General features: G+C 30.8%; 14 protein-coding genes. 6 read left to right on the top strand and 8 right to left on the bottom strand.

Features of this window, described 5'->3' with window-relative positions:
• Nucleotide 1: 1 nt before the first annotated feature.
• The 4 genes from kdpA to E4J94_RS15470 all read right to left on the bottom strand — a co-directional run bounded on the left by kdpA (nt 2) and on the right by E4J94_RS15470 (nt 3,674).
• Nucleotides 2–1,696 carry a potassium-transporting ATPase subunit KdpA gene (kdpA, locus tag E4J94_RS15485; protein WP_135836695.1) on the bottom strand — a complete coding sequence of 565 codons (1,695 nt, stop codon included), beginning with the start codon at nt 1,694–1,696 and terminating at the stop codon, nt 2–4.
• Nucleotides 1,697–1,714: 18 nt separating this feature from the next.
• Complete coding sequence (gene kdpF, locus E4J94_RS17980) at nt 1,715–1,792, bottom strand: K(+)-transporting ATPase subunit F (RefSeq protein WP_084106879.1); 78 nt, start codon at nt 1,790–1,792, stop codon at nt 1,715–1,717.
• Nucleotides 1,793–1,881: 89 nt separating this feature from the next.
• Nucleotides 1,882–2,172, bottom strand: a complete 291-nt coding sequence (locus E4J94_RS15475; RefSeq protein ID WP_114999274.1) for a DUF7674 family protein — start codon at nt 2,170–2,172, stop codon at nt 1,882–1,884.
• Between the two features lie 167 nt (nt 2,173–2,339).
• Nucleotides 2,340–3,674 (bottom strand): sigma-54-dependent transcriptional regulator, encoded by a 1,335-nt coding sequence (locus tag E4J94_RS15470; protein ID WP_135836694.1) that lies wholly within the window; start codon nt 3,672–3,674, stop codon nt 2,340–2,342.
• Nucleotides 3,675–3,840: 166 nt separating this feature from the next.
• Here E4J94_RS15470 and E4J94_RS15465 point away from each other — a divergent pair, with 166 nt between their 5' ends.
• Nucleotides 3,841–5,121, top strand: coding sequence for a DUF3748 domain-containing protein (locus tag E4J94_RS15465; RefSeq protein WP_135836693.1), 1,281 nt, complete (start codon nt 3,841–3,843; stop codon nt 5,119–5,121).
• 198 nt (nt 5,122–5,319) lie between these two features.
• On the opposite strand, the gene E4J94_RS15460 is transcribed toward E4J94_RS15465, so the two are convergent.
• From E4J94_RS15460 to E4J94_RS15445, 4 genes are all read right to left on the bottom strand, one after another.
• Nucleotides 5,320–5,625 carry a hypothetical protein gene (locus E4J94_RS15460; protein ID WP_135836692.1) on the bottom strand — a complete coding sequence of 102 codons (306 nt, stop codon included), beginning with the start codon at nt 5,623–5,625 and terminating at the stop codon, nt 5,320–5,322.
• 56 nt (nt 5,626–5,681) lie between these two features.
• Nucleotides 5,682–6,179: a hypothetical protein gene (locus E4J94_RS15455; RefSeq protein ID WP_135836691.1), complete on the bottom strand. Its 498-nt coding sequence runs from the start codon at nt 6,177–6,179 to the stop codon at nt 5,682–5,684.
• A 42-nt stretch (nt 6,180–6,221) separates the two neighbouring features.
• On the bottom strand, nt 6,222–6,533 hold the full coding sequence (locus E4J94_RS15450; RefSeq protein ID WP_135836690.1) for a cupin domain-containing protein: 312 nt from the start codon (nt 6,531–6,533) through the stop codon (nt 6,222–6,224).
• 82 nt (nt 6,534–6,615) lie between these two features.
• Nucleotides 6,616–7,164: a hypothetical protein gene (locus E4J94_RS15445; RefSeq protein ID WP_135836689.1), complete on the bottom strand. Its 549-nt coding sequence runs from the start codon at nt 7,162–7,164 to the stop codon at nt 6,616–6,618.
• A 142-nt stretch (nt 7,165–7,306) separates the two neighbouring features.
• Between E4J94_RS15445 and priA the strand changes: the two genes are divergently transcribed.
• From priA to E4J94_RS15415, 5 genes are all read left to right on the top strand, one after another.
• Nucleotides 7,307–9,766 (top strand): replication restart helicase PriA, encoded by a 2,460-nt coding sequence (gene priA, locus E4J94_RS15440; RefSeq protein WP_135836688.1) that lies wholly within the window; start codon nt 7,307–7,309, stop codon nt 9,764–9,766.
• A gap of 897 nt (nt 9,767–10,663) precedes the next feature.
• Nucleotides 10,664–11,353 carry an ABC transporter ATP-binding protein gene (locus E4J94_RS15430; protein WP_135836687.1) on the top strand — a complete coding sequence of 230 codons (690 nt, stop codon included), beginning with the start codon at nt 10,664–10,666 and terminating at the stop codon, nt 11,351–11,353.
• A gap of 56 nt (nt 11,354–11,409) precedes the next feature.
• Nucleotides 11,410–12,639: an ABC transporter permease gene (locus tag E4J94_RS15425; protein ID WP_135836686.1), complete on the top strand. Its 1,230-nt coding sequence runs from the start codon at nt 11,410–11,412 to the stop codon at nt 12,637–12,639.
• Nucleotides 12,639–13,895 (top strand): ABC transporter permease, encoded by a 1,257-nt coding sequence (locus E4J94_RS15420; protein ID WP_135836685.1) that lies wholly within the window; start codon nt 12,639–12,641, stop codon nt 13,893–13,895. The genes E4J94_RS15425 and E4J94_RS15420 overlap by 1 nt, the downstream gene beginning before the upstream one ends.
• Nucleotides 13,896–13,919: 24 nt before the next feature.
• On the top strand, nt 13,920–15,053 hold the full coding sequence (locus E4J94_RS15415; RefSeq protein WP_135836684.1) for an efflux RND transporter periplasmic adaptor subunit: 1,134 nt from the start codon (nt 13,920–13,922) through the stop codon (nt 15,051–15,053).
• The last annotated feature ends 413 nt before the right edge of the window (nt 15,054–15,466 follow it).

Raw genomic sequence — 15,466 nt, 5'->3', positions numbered from 1 at the left:
TCTAAAATTTTGGAGTTGAAAAATAATCAGCAATGGGACCTAAGGTTAAAGCAGGAAAAAATGCTAAGGCTGCAACAATTAAGATGATGGCAAAAACAATACTTCCAAAAGTAGCTGTATCGGTTGCTAAAGTTCCTGAACCTTCTGGAACAAAATGTTTTTTTGCTAATAATCCTGCGATTGCAACAGGACCAATTATAGGTAAGAATCGTCCTAAAATCAATACAAAACCAGTTGCTATATTCCAAAAAGGAGTGTTGTCTTCTAATCCTTCAAAACCAGAACCATTGTTTGCAGCAGATGAAGTAAATTCATATAACATTTCACTAAATCCATGATACGAAGAGTTGTTTAAGGTTGATAATGTTTCACTTGGTATTCCAGCAGCCAAAGCTGTTCCTACTAAAATCAAAAAAGGATGTAAAAGTGTAATCATCATGGCGATTTTCATTTCTTTGGCTTCTATTTTTTTACCGAAAATTTCAGGTGTTCTACCCACCATTAAACCACTAATAAACACCGCTAAAATTACAAATACAAAGAAGTTCAAAATACCAACTCCCACGCCTCCATAAACACTGTTGATCATCATAGCTAACAATTCATTCATTCCAGATAATGTCATTGTACTATCGTGCATAGAATTGACTGAACCTGTAGAAATAACGGTTGTTGCGATGCTCCAAAATCCTGAAGTTGCAGAACCAATTCGAACTTCTTTACCTTCCATTGCACCTAATGAATTATCAATACCGAGTCTTTCAATCATTGGATTTCCTTGCGATTCCATGTAAACATTCGGAATCGTTAAACATAGAAAGCCTACAGTCATTACACTAAACATCATCCAAGCGAATTTTCTTCGATTGGTATAAACGCCAAAGGCAAATAACATGGCCAATGGAATCAGCATTTGTGCAATCATTTCCGTCATATTACTTATATATGTTGGGTTTTCGAATGGGTGTGCTGAGTTGGTACCAAAGAATCCGCCGCCATTTGTTCCTAGATGTTTTATGGCTATAAAAGCTGCTGCAGGTCCTCGAGAAACTTCTACTTTATTTCCTTCTAAAGTCATCATCTCCTCTTTTCCTTCAAATGTCATTGGAGTTCCTTGAAAAATCAAGATTGATGATACAATTACACATAATGGCAATAAAATACGCGTAATAGATTTGATGAAATAGGTATAAAAATTACCTAAAGTTGTCGTTGTTTTTTGTCGAAAAGCTTCAAATAATGTCACTGCTGCTGCCATACCGGTTGCTGCACTCACAAATTGTAAAAACATCAGCCATAATTGTGCTAAATAACTTACGCCTGTTTCTCCTGAATAGTGTTGTAAATTACAATTAACCACAAACGAAATAATCGTATTGAAAGCCAAATCAGGGCTCATACTTGGATTTTTATCTGGATTAAAAGGCAACAAACCTTGTGTCATTAATAGGATAAATCCAATGATAAACCATATCAAATTAATCGTTAACAATGCACTTAAATGTTGTTTCCAATTCATCTGTTCCTCTGAATTGATACCTGATATTTTGAATAACAACTTTTCTATTGGGGAAATTAATCGGTCTAAAAAAGTTGGTTTATTGAGATAAACACGTGCAATATAATTTCCTAACGGAATGGAAAGAGCGATCGCAACTAAAAATTGTACGATAACGCCAAATATTTCTGAATTCATTTTTACGAATAATTAAGTTTAAAATTTTTCGGGTTTTAATAGCACATATACCAAGTATACAAACAAGGCAATGGCGATGAGTAATAAGAAAATCATGATGAAGAATTATATATTATCAAAAAAGTCAATGGATTTGAAGAATACTCCAAAACATAAAATCCCAGCTAATAGTAATACAATTGTTATCATATTCCTGAATGATAAATTTGTTTAACATATTCTGATTTCAAATTCATTGGAAACAAATTCAAAAATTGTTTTCGGTTTTTGAAATCCGCTTCAATCATCAAAGTAACGGGTAGTATAAACAGATTATTGATGTATGTTTTACCCAAATCATTTGTTTTTGAAAACAATTTTCCTACACTATAACATAGCTGTTTTACACGTGCTGGATTATTATCTAAAATGTTTTGCAGTACTTTACTTTTAAGTTCTTTGACTTCATCTAATGAAATCGTTTGTTTCATTTTCATTTTGTAGATTTTTAAATTTCTCTACATAAGCCAATCAAAATGCCAAAGCAATTAGAATTAATTAGACGAAACAAAATCAATACGTTATGTTTTTATAGATTTTTACTCAAATAAAAAACCCTTCCATTTTGGAAGGGTTCATTTTCATTATGATAAAGTATTTTATATTAATTCAGTTTATATTCGGCTATTTTTCGATAAAGTGTTGTTAAGCCAATACCTAATAATTCTGCCGTTTTTGTTTTGTTACCTTTTGTAAATTTTAAAACTTTCTGAATATGTTTTTTTTCCATTAAAGCTAATTCTAATGAATTTTCGTTCTGATCAATTTCGCTTGTTTGAATAAACGAAGGAAAATCATTTGTGGAAAGTTCTTCATTTTCCGACAAAATAATAGCACGTTCGATAGTATTTTTTAATTCACGAATATTTCCTGGCCACGAATATTTTTTTAGAAAAAGTAAAGCTTCTTGATTGATAGATTTTATATTTTTTTGATAATAATGATTAAAGTGTTTTATAAACTGATTCACGATTAATTCGATATCAGAAGCGCGTTCACGTAAAGAAGGTAACTCGATATGGAACACAGAAATTCGGTAAAATAAATCTTCGCGAAATGTTCCGTTAGCAATTTCCTTTTCCAAATTTCGGTTAGTGGCTGCAATAATTCGTACATCAACTTTTGTAGGTTTAGTTTCGCCAATTTTAATAAATTCACCCGATTCTAAAACACGCAATAATTTTGCCTGTAAATCCAACGCCATTTCGCCAATTTCATCTAAAAAAATAGTTCCTGAATGTGCTTCTTCAAACAAGCCTTTTTGATCTTTCATTGCGCCTGTAAACGCACCTGCTTTATGACCAAATAATTCACTTTCTAATAAGTCTTTACTAAAAGCTGAACAGTTAATAGCAACAAAATTCTGGTCTTTACGCAAACTTGATTGATGTATAGCTGTTGCAAAAACTTCTTTTCCAGTACCTGTTTCACCCGTTAAAAGAACGGTAGCATTTGTAGGTGCAACTTTTTGAGCTAATTGTAAAGCTTGTTCAAAAATTGGAGATTTACCCAATAATAAATTACTGTCTAATTTTGTTGATGTCGTTTCTTGAGAAACTTCATTCTCTTTATTGTATTTCACACGATCCAAAGCTCTATACAACAAAGGTAAAATACGATTGTTATCATCCCCTTTTGTAATATAATCAAATGCTCCGTTTTTAATGGCTTGAACGCCATCAGGAATATTTCCATAAGCTGTAAGCAGAATAATTTCTATCAAAGGAAATTTTTCTTTAACTTCTTTTGCAAACTCAACACCATTTCCATCAGGTAATTTTACATCACATAAAATAATTTCAGGAGAAAGTGTTTTAATTTTCTTAAGCCCTGATTTTAAATCTTCAGCTTGATGTATTTCAAAACCTTCTAATTCGAGAATTCGAGCTAGGAGTGTTCTGATTTTTGTTTCATCGTCTATGATTAAAATTGAATGCATTCTTATTACTTGTGAACAACGAAGGTATTGTTTTTATGCATATGGATTTGAAATAATTATTTTGTTAATGATATAACTCTTTCTAAAAAAAAAACAAAGTTTTGACAGAATTACTATTATCATTAATAGTAAAGGATTTTTTACTTTTACTTCTCAATGTATTTATATGGAGAATCTATTAAGTAAACCTATTCAATTGACTTTTGAAAGTTGTGGTCACACATTACATCACTATCAGATAGAATCTCAGAATGGATTGTTTTTAGTTTACGATACACGAAATGATGATACAAAAATTGGTGAAACATCAACTATTTGTTTATTGAATACGCAAACTTTTGAAAGTGAAATTATTTACCAAACAAAAAAACAAACAAAATTTGGACCAGGAGTAGGAGCTGCATCTTTTTCACAAATAGAAGATAAGGTTATATTTATTCATGGAATTAGAAATGCTAATAAATCTAATCATTATTCTGCTACAAGAAGAACAGGAGTTGCAATTGATTTAAAATATTCTAACATACCTATTTTTATGGATGCTCGAAATATTACATATCCTTTTACAAAAGGAGCTTTAAGGGGAGGAACGCATTCACATTCTTGGAAAAAAGATAAGAATTGGATAAGTTTTACTTATAACGATTATATTCTGGAGCAAGAAGCTAAGTATAATTCTTTGGTGAAAGATCAACGCGTTGTTGGGATGATGTTTCCAAGAAAAGTAGAGGTAGAATTAGATGAAAAATTGGAAAATAATTCTGGAGAAATGTTTTCAATTATAATTTCTAAGGTTGAGGTAAATGCAAAAAATGGAAGCGATGAAATAGAGAAAGCTTTTGATGAATGTTGGATAAATTCAACAAATAATATTGCCTTTCAAGGTAATGTACGTGATGGAAAAGGAAACTTAAAAACAGAAATATTTGTAGCCAAAATCCCTGATGAAATTATATTAAGTGAAAATGACAATTTATTAGGAACAGATACAAATTTGCCAAATGTACCGAGTTGTATTTTTCAAGAAAGAGTCACTTTTACTAAAAAAGGAATTAGTAATTTGCGTCATTGGTTACGTTCTTCTCCTGATGGAAGAATTGTCTATTTTTTGATGGAAGATCAGTTTAGTATAAGACAGTTATTTGGAGTTGACTTAGTATCAAATGAAATTTGTCAATATTCTTTTTTAGAAAAATCAATAGAATCTCCATTTAACTTATCAATAGATGGGAGATATGCTGTTTACTTTAGTGATAAAAGGATTATATGCTCAGATTTATTAAATAAAGAATCTAAATTGTTATACGATTCTAGGTTTTTCAATAATGAGTTGACAGGAATACCTCATTTTTCTAATGACAGAAAAAAAATCTATTTTAATCAATATGTTGCAAATAATATTAATGAAAAGTTTATTCAAATCTTTCGATTAGATATAATATTCTGAATTTAGAAGTGTTAAAGTTTTTATTAAACTTAAAAAAGATTTGTTCTCAAAAAAAAATATTTATAAATTTAGTACATATACTTAACCGAACCTAAGATCTATACTTACAGAAAAAGTTAGATTGCTTTGTTCTTATTCACGTTTTGTTAATAAGAATAAGAACTAAAACAAAACCACTCAACGAGTGGTTTTTTTTATTTAATGTATTTTTTTGATTCTAATCAATCCTTTATGTTCATGATACATCATACAAGTTGCTTTATTTTCGAGCTCTTTGCATGTTTTTTCATAATCATATACAACACTTGTCACTTCACCATCTTTTTTTTCAGAAAGTATTTCAGCATTACAAATCAAATAATCTTCTTTATCATCAACACGAATGTAAGTTCCTGTACAATCTCTCACAATCGTCCCTGTAAATAATCGATCGTGTTTGATACTTGTACTACAAGAGGATAACGCTAAGGTAAAGAGAGTAGTTAATATAAATAGTGTTCTCATATAAAGTGAATTAATTCTCTTAGTATAGTATTTTTATTGCTTTTATTAGTATTAGATTAATATTGAATTTTAAATTCTCCTTTTGTGAATTCTTTGAAATCAGAAGAGTTGTAATTATTATATAATAAACCACTAAAAGTTCCTTCAATTTTATTATCAGAGTTTTTATTTATAATATATGAAAAATCTCCAATTGCCATATTAGTATAATGAATATTATCTTTGTAGTAAGCAAACATATCTCCTCCGTCATATCCTAATGCATCACTACCTATTTGACCTTCTCTTAATGCAAAAGTTATTTTTTCAGTAGGATTATTATCAATACTTGCTGTTACTTGTAATAGTGTAACTTTTTCACCATCATTATATTCAATATATTTTTTATTTACAACAATTGTATTAAAAGTTTTTTCTTTACCATCAATTGTTGCTTTTAAGTAAGAGTTTTTAGGATTGTTTACATCTCCATTTCCAGAATCATCATCATTACTACAAGAAAAAGTAAATAAAGTAACTAATGTTACCATTAAAAAATAAGTAAATTTTTTCATAAGTTTTTAATATTTAAAAAGTTTTTAAATATATAAAAATATTTAAAAACTTTTTTCACTAAAATTTAGAATAACCAACATCATCGAATCTTGTAAGGAGGTCACTTGATGAATAACTTTTGGAGGAAGAATGTATTCGTCAAATTCTTTTAAACTGACAATCTCAATTTTCGAATCAATTTCTATTTCACCTTTCAACATCAAAATTTTTGCATTTACAGGTAATTGATGATCGATTAATTTCAAACCTTTTTTCAGTCCAAAAGCAACAACACGCGTATCATCATTTCTGAAAATGATTTTTATAATTGGTTTTTCCGATTCCGAAATCTGATCTAAAATGGCATGTAACATAATGATAGTTTTTGAATTCTCTTAAAATTAGTATTAATTCTTCAAACTATCTGAAAATGAAATATTAATAATTTGTGAAATTTTATTCTTTAATTAATGATTGATAATAGATAATTGCAGTTGGATCAATTTCTATTTTCTTTTGAGATGATTTCGCTTGTAATAAGAAATGCAAGTGTAACTCATTTTTATTTGTTAATCCAACGTAGTATAGTTTTGGAAAGGTTTTCCATATTGCAGTTCCATTATTATTCACTTTTATACGAAGATTTGGGTTAGAATTATCACTTCCGCTCGCATCATATAATTGTATTATTAGAATATTTTCGTACAAAATTGTTTCAACAGGTTCATTTTTATTATTGTAAGTAAAAATCCCAAGTTCATTTACCATCATAGAAGTTGCATATTTCTTACGTAAAAAATAAAAAGGGATTCCAATCAAACAAATAGCAACACAAAATAATAAACATACAAACAAAACAATGATTCCTGAAATTTTAAGACTGAAAGTAGAAAAAATAATGAGTATCAGAGAAATAATCAATGCTATAATGATTAACTGTGTTATAGTTTCATTCATTCTTGTTTTCGATTTATTTTCGATACTATATATGGTAGAAGAGTTCATGATTTTATTTTTAATTAAATTAAAGATTTTAATTAATGATATAAAATCCCTAATTATAGCTAAATAAATGCAAAAATATTTTCAAAATTAGCTTTTTATTTCTTTTAAAAATCTTACTAACTTGCTGGTTTAAAATTATAGAATGACAATTAATTATTTTGCCGAAATTATTTTACCACTTTCATTAAATGGAACATTTACGTATCATCTTTCTGAAATTGATTTACAGCAAATTAAAGTTGGTCAGCGTGTTTCCGTGCCTTTCGGAACGCAAAAATTATATACAGGAATTGTACATTCTATTCATCAAAATGCACCAGAGTTATACAAAACAAAGGCAATTCATGCTTTTTTGGATGACGAACCTTTGGTGACGCAAACGCAAATTAATTTTTGGGAGTGGATGGCGAATTATTATATGTGTTCGTTGGGTGATGTTTTCAGAAATGCTTTTCCTTCTGCGTTAAAATTAGAATCTCAAACTTTTGTTCGATTAATTAATCCAAATTACGAAACAATTGAAGAATTAAATGATTATGAATTTTTAGTTTTTGAAGCGTTGAAATTAAGAGAAATCATTTCGGTTGAAGAAGCTGCTTTAATTGTGGATGAAAAATCAGCAATTCCAACACTTAAATTATTAATTGATAAAGGAATTATTCGTTTAGATGAAAAACTTAACGAAAAATATACGCCAAAAATTGATAATTATGTCAGGTTACATCCAGATTTAAAAGGAAATGAAACTGCTTTTATCGAGATTTTAAATCAATTAAATAAAGCGCCAAAACAGCGCGAAACCTTGTTGCAATTGATTACGTTAGAAACGCAATTACAAGAAAAACCGCTAAAAGTTGCAGAATTTGTAAAACAAGGAGCGACAAATGCAGTACTAAAATCTTTAGCAGAAAAAGGAGCTGTCGAAATTTATCAACATCAAACGTCTCGTGTAGACGAAGAAGAAAAGGATGTAACTGAAATTTCTGAATTGACATTGAAACAAACTGCAGCTCTAAATCAAATTAAAGAAGATTTTAAAGATAAATCTACTGTTTTGTTACATGGCGTAACGTCAAGCGGAAAGACAGAAATTTATCTGAAATTGATGGAGCAAGTAATTGCAAAAGGAAATAAAGTGTTGTATTTATTGCCAGAAATTTCTGTGGCAACGCAAATTGTTCATCGCATTAAAAAGCATTTTGGAGAAAGAGTAGGAGTTTATCATTCAAAATTCAATCAAAATGAACGTGTCGAATTATGGCAAAAAACCTTGAATGGCGATTTCGATATTATCATTGGTCCACGAACAGCGCTTTATTTGCCTTTTGATAATTTGGGAATGATTATCGTCGACGAAGAACATGAATCGTCTTATAAACAAATGGATGTGAAACCATTTTTTCATGCACGCGATATGGCGATGTTGCTTGGAGGAATGATGAACGCGAAAGTTTTGTTAGGTTCGGCGACACCTTCGGCTGAAAGTTATTATAATGCGAAAAATAAAAAATATGGTTATGTCGAATTAACGGAGCGTTTTGGGAATATAAAATTGCCCGAAATTAATTTGATTGACCTCAAAAAAGCACAAAAGGAAAAAGAAATTACAGAAGATATTTCGCATACACTTCGTGATGAAATTTTCGATCAATTGCATCAAAAAAAACAAGTCATTTTATTCCAGAATCGTCGTGGATATGCACCGATTATGGAATGTAATACGTGTGGTCATACGCCCGAATGTCCAAATTGCGATGTCAGTTTAACGTATCATAAATTTTCGAATCAACTAAAATGTCATTATTGTGGTTATGCGCAAGCGAAACCTTTGCGTTGTCCAAGTTGTGGTTCGCACGAATTGAATACAAAAGGTTTGGGAACGGAGCAGATAGAACAGCAAGTTCAAACGATTTTTCCTGATGCAAAAGTTCGAAGAATGGATGTTGATTCGATGCGCGGGAAATTTGCTTATGAAAAATTAATTGAAGATTTTGAGAACAAAGAAATTGATATTTTAATTGGAACACAGATGATTACAAAAGGTTTCGATTTCGGAAATGTTAATTTTGTTGGTGTTATTCGAGCAGATTCTTTATTAAATTTCCCTGATTTTAGAGCACACGAAAAAGCATTTCAATTGTTAACACAAGTTTCTGGTCGTGCAGGTCGTCGTCAAGAACAAGGAAGAGTATTGATTCAATCTTTTCAACCTGAACATCAGATTTTGCAAAATGTTACAACCTACAGTTATGCATCAACGATGAAGGATATTTTGTATGAGCGCAAAGAATTTTTGTATCCGCCTTATTCGCGATTAATCAAGTTACGTTTCAAGCATAAAAATAAAGAGCGTTTGGATAAAACAGCGGCTCAATTGGTCGTTTTGCTTAAACCAAGTTTTGATGCAAAATGTTTACTTGGTCCAGAAGCGCCTTCGATTGGACGAATCAATAATTTATATATTACAGATGTGATGATAAAAATTCGACCAAATCAATCACCTCAAAAAGTAAAAGACTTAATTCAAACAAAAATAGATCAATTACATACGATAGCAGCTTTTCGTTCGGTACGAATTGATGTTGATGTGGATCCCGTTTAAAGTTTTAAATAACTGAAAATAAAGTTTGCTTTTTTAAGATGTATTTCTAGTTTTACAAAATTAATTATGAACTACATTTTAACTAATTATTTTTCTGTAAAATGAATAACAAATGCCTGAATTGTAAAAAAGAAACACAAGGGAACTATTGTTCGAATTGTGGACAATCCATATCAACACATCGATTTTCATTAAAACATTTTTTTGTTCACGATTTTGTTCATGGAATTTTTCATTTTGATAAAGGTTTTATTTTTACAATAAGAGAACTTTTTTACACAACCAGGTCATAGTATTCGAGAATATATTCAAGGAAAAAGAGTGAAACATTTTAACAGTTTTACGACGATTATTCTGATTTTGACTATAGAATATTTTTTCTTGAAATTATTTCATGTAGATACAAACGTATTTTTAACTGATTATACAGGTTTATATAAATTTCAGAAAGATTACTCCAAATTTGTTCCTTTCGTAGCCATCCCTTTTTATGCATTTTGTAGTTATTTAATTTTCAGGAAAAGTGAACAAAATTATACTGAGAATCTTGTTTTGAATACATATTTAGTTGGTGGTTGGATATTAATTAATTTTATACAAAAAGTAGCTTTAACATTTGCTCCTACTATATTTTTAAATCCAATAAAATACATAACAATAGCAGTTACATTTTTTTATATTTATGTTTTTTACTATCAATATTTTTCTGTTTTTAAATTCAAGTTACCATTATTCATAAAAGTTATATTCATTACATTGTCAATCTTAACAATTAAACAATTTATTAATGTTACTTTAAATAATATAGGTTTACATTTTTTGCATTAATCTTTATTTGTAACATTTTTCTGATAATTTCGACTTATCCGTTATCTTTATTGAAATTTACAACAATCTATGATATCTATTCGAGATTTAAATAAATCCTACATAATGGGAAAAAATAAACTTCACGTACTCAAAGGAATTAACCTAGAGATTGCGGAAGGTGAATTTGTTGCGATTATGGGATCTTCGGGTTCGGGGAAATCAACTTTATTGAATATCATTGGAATGTTGGACGAGCATGATACAGGCATTTATGAATTGGACGGTGTTAGAATCGAGAAGTTAAACGAAACTAAAGCGGCTAATTATCGAAACAAATTTTTAGGATTTATTTTTCAATCGTATAATTTAATTGGTTTCAAAAATGTTTTAGAAAATGTTGCCTTGCCATTGTATTATCAAAAAGTAAAACGTTCGGATCGAAATAAAATAGCGCTTAGTTATTTGGAAAGAGTAGGGTTGGAGCCTTGGGCTACTCATATGCCAAACGAACTTTCGGGAGGACAAAAACAGCGTGTCGCAATTGCACGAGCGTTGGCTGCAAAACCTAAATTGTTATTAGCCGATGAGCCCACAGGAGCATTGGATACCAAAACTTCACAAGAAGTAATGCACTTGATTCAAGAGATTAATGACGAAGGTAAAACAATTGTAATGGTGACGCACGAAGATGATATTGCAAATATGTGTAAACGTATTGTTCGCCTGAAAGATGGTGTAATTGTAAGTGACGAAAAAGTAGAACAAGTAAGAGTTTAGTGATTTTCGAGTTTCAAATTTTGGAAATTTTAAATCAAAAATTGTAAATATTAAATATGTTTGATACAGACCGTTGGAGCGAAATATGGTCGTCCATTGCAAGTAATAAATTGCGCACAGCATTGTCGGGTTTGACAATCGCTTTGGCGCTTTTTGTGTTTATTACATTGTATGGATTGGGAAATGGTTTGCAGAACGGATTTCAACAAGAATTTTTCAAAGCAAATTCATTAAATATTACTGTTAACGGAGGAACAACAACAGAGCCTTACAATGGTTTTAAACAAGGACGTACAATAGAATTGGATGTAAAAGATTCCAATTTTATAAAACATTCTTTTCCAGATGAGATAAAATCGATTGTAAGTACAATTTCAAAAAGTGATACGATTCGAAATGAAGCCAATTCAGGAAGTTATTCGATTACTGGAGTTTATCCAGAGTATGAATCAATGATTAATGAAAATGTTACGCTTGGTCGATTTATCAATAAAAAAGATATGGAAAATCAGTCTAAATCAATTGTTATTGGACGATTGGTTGCGCAAGATTTTTTTCCAAATAAAATAGCAATCGGTAAGTATTTGCAATTAGGTTCAAGTATGTATCAAGTGGTTGGTGTTTTCGAAAGTAAAGATGGTGGTGATAATGCCGAGCGTGCTTTATATGCACCTTTTACAACGTTTAGAACGATTTATGCTACGGATAAAGTTTCGTCTATTATTATAACACCAAAAGATGGATTGGCTTTAACTGATATTTCTAAATTAGCTAATGCAATCGAATACAATATGAGAGTTCGACATAACGTTGCTCCTACAGATTATGGGGGAGTTTGGGTACGAAATGCGGCTGACGCAATGGAAGATACCAATCAGTTTTTCGTGATTTTGACAATTATTGTATTTGTAATTGGAGGAGGAAGTTTGATTGCAGGAATCGTAAGTATCGGAAATATTATGGTATTTAGTGTAAAAGAGCGTACGAAAGAAATTGGAATTCGTAAGGCTTTGGGGGCTACACCAGCCAATGTTTTGGGATTGATTTTACAAGAAGCAATTTTGATTACAATTATTTTTGGCGCTATCGGAATTGCTTTTGCTGCGCTTTTAGTTGAAAATATTGGCGATAGTTTAGAAGAGTATTTTATTTATAATCCAGGCGTAGAAACCAATTCGTTGGTAATGGCTTGTATTATTTTGTTTGTTGCAGGTACAGTCTCTGGATTAATTCCAGCTTTGAATGCGGCGCGTATTAAACCTATTGATGCTTTAAGAGACGAATAATGAACTTTATAAAATTTGTTTTTGATCCAGATGCTTGGAGCGAGGTCTACGCGGCAATTCGCAAAAATAAATTGCGCACTATTTTGACAATGATTGGTGTCGCATGGGGAATGTTCTTATTTGTATTATTGTTAGGAGTAACACGTGGTTTGCAAAATGGTTTTGACCGAAATTTAGCAGATGCTGCAACCAATTCATTATTTGTTTGGGGAGGAACAACATCAATGCCGTATCAAGGATTTCAGAAAGGTCGTACAATCGAATTGAAAATGAGCGATGTTCGTCAAATTCAGGCTCGTTTTCCTCAAATTTCGTTGTTAGCACCTCGAAATTCGAAACCAAATTCAATATTAACTTACGGAACAAAATATAATTTTTACACGGTTAATGGAGATTATCCAGACCAAAACCGAATGTTTGGAAAAGATATTATTCAAGGTCGTTTCATCAATGAAGATGATATTAAAACCGAATCAAAAGTTTGTGTCATCGGAATTGAAGTTGCAGAACAATTTTTTGGTGATAAACCAAAACCTTTGGGTAGAGAAATCAGAATTAGCGATAGTTATTATACAATTGTCGGCGTTTATGACACGCCTTCTTCGCCTGTAGAGAGTAAAGATCAAGTGTTTATTCCATTTACAACATTCCAAAAAATATACAATCAAGGGGAAACGATTCAATATTTAAGCTTGAGTTTACCTAATAATTATGATATTGTTGCATTCGAAAAAGAATTAAAAACATATCTGAAACAGATTAAAAATATTGCACCCGAAGACGACCAAGGAATTGGAGGTTTTAATTTAGGTGAAATGCTTGGAAAGATTATGAAATTCGTAAAAGGCATGCAGTTTTTAGCAATTGTTGTAGGAGGAATGACATTATTTTCTGGAGTTATTGCGATTGCAAGTATTTTATTGATTACAGTTTCAGAACGCACAAAAGAATTTGGAATTCGAAGAGCATTAGGTGCAATTCCTGCTCAAATTCGAGGACAAATTTTGTTAGAATCAGTAGTTTTAACATTAATAGCAGGGTTAGGTGGAATTATTTTTGCAGCACTTTTGCTAATGGTTCTCAACGAAGTCATCATTCCATCAAATAAAAACATACCTTTATATAATGCGTCAATCGATTTGTTTACACTTTTTACAGCTTTAGCGGTGATGGTGGTTATGGCAACTTTAGCAGGATTGATTCCTGCTCAACGAGCAATTCAAATCAAACCTATTGATGCTTTGAGAGATGAATAACTAAAACTTAACAGATATAAAAGAATGAAAAAATTTCTAAAGATTTTGATGATTGTCGTTTTTATCGGTGCTGTAATCGGTGTGATTGCGTATTTCGGTAAAAAGAATAGCCAAGACAATGAAGTTTATGAAACGACAACGCCTTTTATGGGAAATATCGAGGTGAAAGCTGTTGCAACTGGTGAAGTAAAGCCGTTGGAAACAATTGAAATTAAGCCAAATATTTCAGGTGTTATAAAATCGATAAATGTTGCTGAAGGACAATATGTAGAAAAAGGACAATTGATTTGTGAACTGAAAGTTGTCCCAAATGTTCAATCGTTAAATGCAGCTCGTCAGTCTATTCAAGCTGCTCAAATTACGGTCGATCAAGAACGTCGTAATTTCAATCGAACGTCAACTTTATATAATCAAGGTGTTTTGCCTCGTGCAGATTATGATAATGCAAATGCGACATATAAATCAGCACAACAACAATTAAAAGCAGCTGAAAACGATTACAAAGTTGCGCAAACAGGTATTGCTCCTGGTTTAGAAGCTTATGCTACAACGCGTATTACAGCAACTACTTCGGGAATGATTTTAGATATTCCTGTTGAGGTTGGAAATATGGTACAAGAGATTAATAATTTCTCTACAGGTACAACGATTGCTACGATGGCAGATGTAAAGAAAATGATTTTCCAAGGAAAAGTTGATGAAGCTGAGGTTGGTAAATTAAAAGAAGGAATGAAAATTAATGTATCAATTGGTGCAATTCCAAATAAAACTTTTACAGCGATTCTTGATTTTATATCGCCTCAAGGAGTTGCAAGTAATGGAGTAGTACAATTTGAGATCAAAGCACCAGTTCAATTAGATTCAGATAATTTTATTCGTGCCGGATATTCTGCAAATGCTGAGGTTGTGACGCAAGAAGCTAAAAATGTGTTGCTGGTAAAATCGGCGCATGTTCGTTATGACGAAAATCAAAAACCATATGTAGAGATTCTTATTTCTGGTAAAGGTCAAGATGCGAAGTATGAAAAGAAATACATTACCCTTGGAATTACAGATGGTGTTAACGTTCAAGTAAAATCTGGATTGAAAAAGACAGATAAAATCAAAATCTGGAATACCGATTTAGAGAAAAATAAAAATGGTGATGAACCACATTAATGAAATACAACCAAAAAAAGGAGAACATAATGTTCTCCTTTTTTTGGTTGTATATATAATAGTTGTAATTATTTTTGAATAAACTCTTCTCGCTTCGCTACAATTCTTCTTGATTTTACAACCACAAAGTATCCATTTACTAGATTGAACTTGAGTTTTTGTATGGAAAATTTAGCTATTTGATAAAACTTTCAAAAAATATTTTGCGTTATACCAATCACTTAAGGAAATAATGTAAAATAAATGTAAAGTATGTTTGGAAAAACGAATAATCCAACCGTATATTTGCAATCCCAATACGAAAGACGAGTAGTATTGTAGTTGACATAAGGGCTTATATAGCGACAAAAATTTATTTAAAATAAAATTTGCGAGTTTAGAAATAAGTATTACCTTTGCAACCCGATTCCGAG

It is taken from the genome of Empedobacter tilapiae (genome assembly GCF_004785645.1).
GTDB classification, from domain to species: domain Bacteria; phylum Bacteroidota; class Bacteroidia; order Flavobacteriales; family Weeksellaceae; genus Empedobacter; species Empedobacter tilapiae.
This window is presented reverse-complemented; position numbering and strand designations above follow the sequence as displayed.

What these genes read in the sequence shown, in the direction of transcription:
- E4J94_RS15445 (WP_135836689.1), bottom strand. Translation starts at nt 7,164, where the DNA reads ATGAACTCTTCTACCATATATAGTATCGAAAATAAATCGAAAACAAGA.
- E4J94_RS15425 (WP_135836686.1), top strand. Translation starts at nt 11,410, where the DNA reads ATGTTTGATACAGACCGTTGGAGCGAAATATGGTCGTCCATTGCAAGT.
- E4J94_RS15465 (WP_135836693.1), top strand. Translation starts at nt 3,841, where the DNA reads ATGGAGAATCTATTAAGTAAACCTATTCAATTGACTTTTGAAAGTTGT.
- priA (WP_135836688.1), top strand. Translation starts at nt 7,307, where the DNA reads ATGACAATTAATTATTTTGCCGAAATTATTTTACCACTTTCATTAAAT.
- E4J94_RS15460 (WP_135836692.1), bottom strand. Translation starts at nt 5,625, where the DNA reads ATGAGAACACTATTTATATTAACTACTCTCTTTACCTTAGCGTTATCC.
- E4J94_RS15430 (WP_135836687.1), top strand. Translation starts at nt 10,664, where the DNA reads ATGATATCTATTCGAGATTTAAATAAATCCTACATAATGGGAAAAAAT.
- E4J94_RS15475 (WP_114999274.1), bottom strand. Translation starts at nt 2,172, where the DNA reads ATGAAAATGAAACAAACGATTTCATTAGATGAAGTCAAAGAACTTAAA.
- kdpA (WP_135836695.1), bottom strand. Translation starts at nt 1,696, where the DNA reads ATGAATTCAGAAATATTTGGCGTTATCGTACAATTTTTAGTTGCGATC.
- E4J94_RS15415 (WP_135836684.1), top strand. Translation starts at nt 13,920, where the DNA reads ATGAAAAAATTTCTAAAGATTTTGATGATTGTCGTTTTTATCGGTGCT.
- kdpF (WP_084106879.1), bottom strand. Translation starts at nt 1,792, where the DNA reads ATGATTTTCTTATTACTCATCGCCATTGCCTTGTTTGTATACTTGGTA.
- E4J94_RS15470 (WP_135836694.1), bottom strand. Translation starts at nt 3,674, where the DNA reads ATGCATTCAATTTTAATCATAGACGATGAAACAAAAATCAGAACACTC.
- E4J94_RS15420 (WP_135836685.1), top strand. Translation starts at nt 12,639, where the DNA reads ATGAACTTTATAAAATTTGTTTTTGATCCAGATGCTTGGAGCGAGGTC.
- E4J94_RS15450 (WP_135836690.1), bottom strand. Translation starts at nt 6,533, where the DNA reads ATGTTACATGCCATTTTAGATCAGATTTCGGAATCGGAAAAACCAATT.
- E4J94_RS15455 (WP_135836691.1), bottom strand. Translation starts at nt 6,179, where the DNA reads ATGAAAAAATTTACTTATTTTTTAATGGTAACATTAGTTACTTTATTT.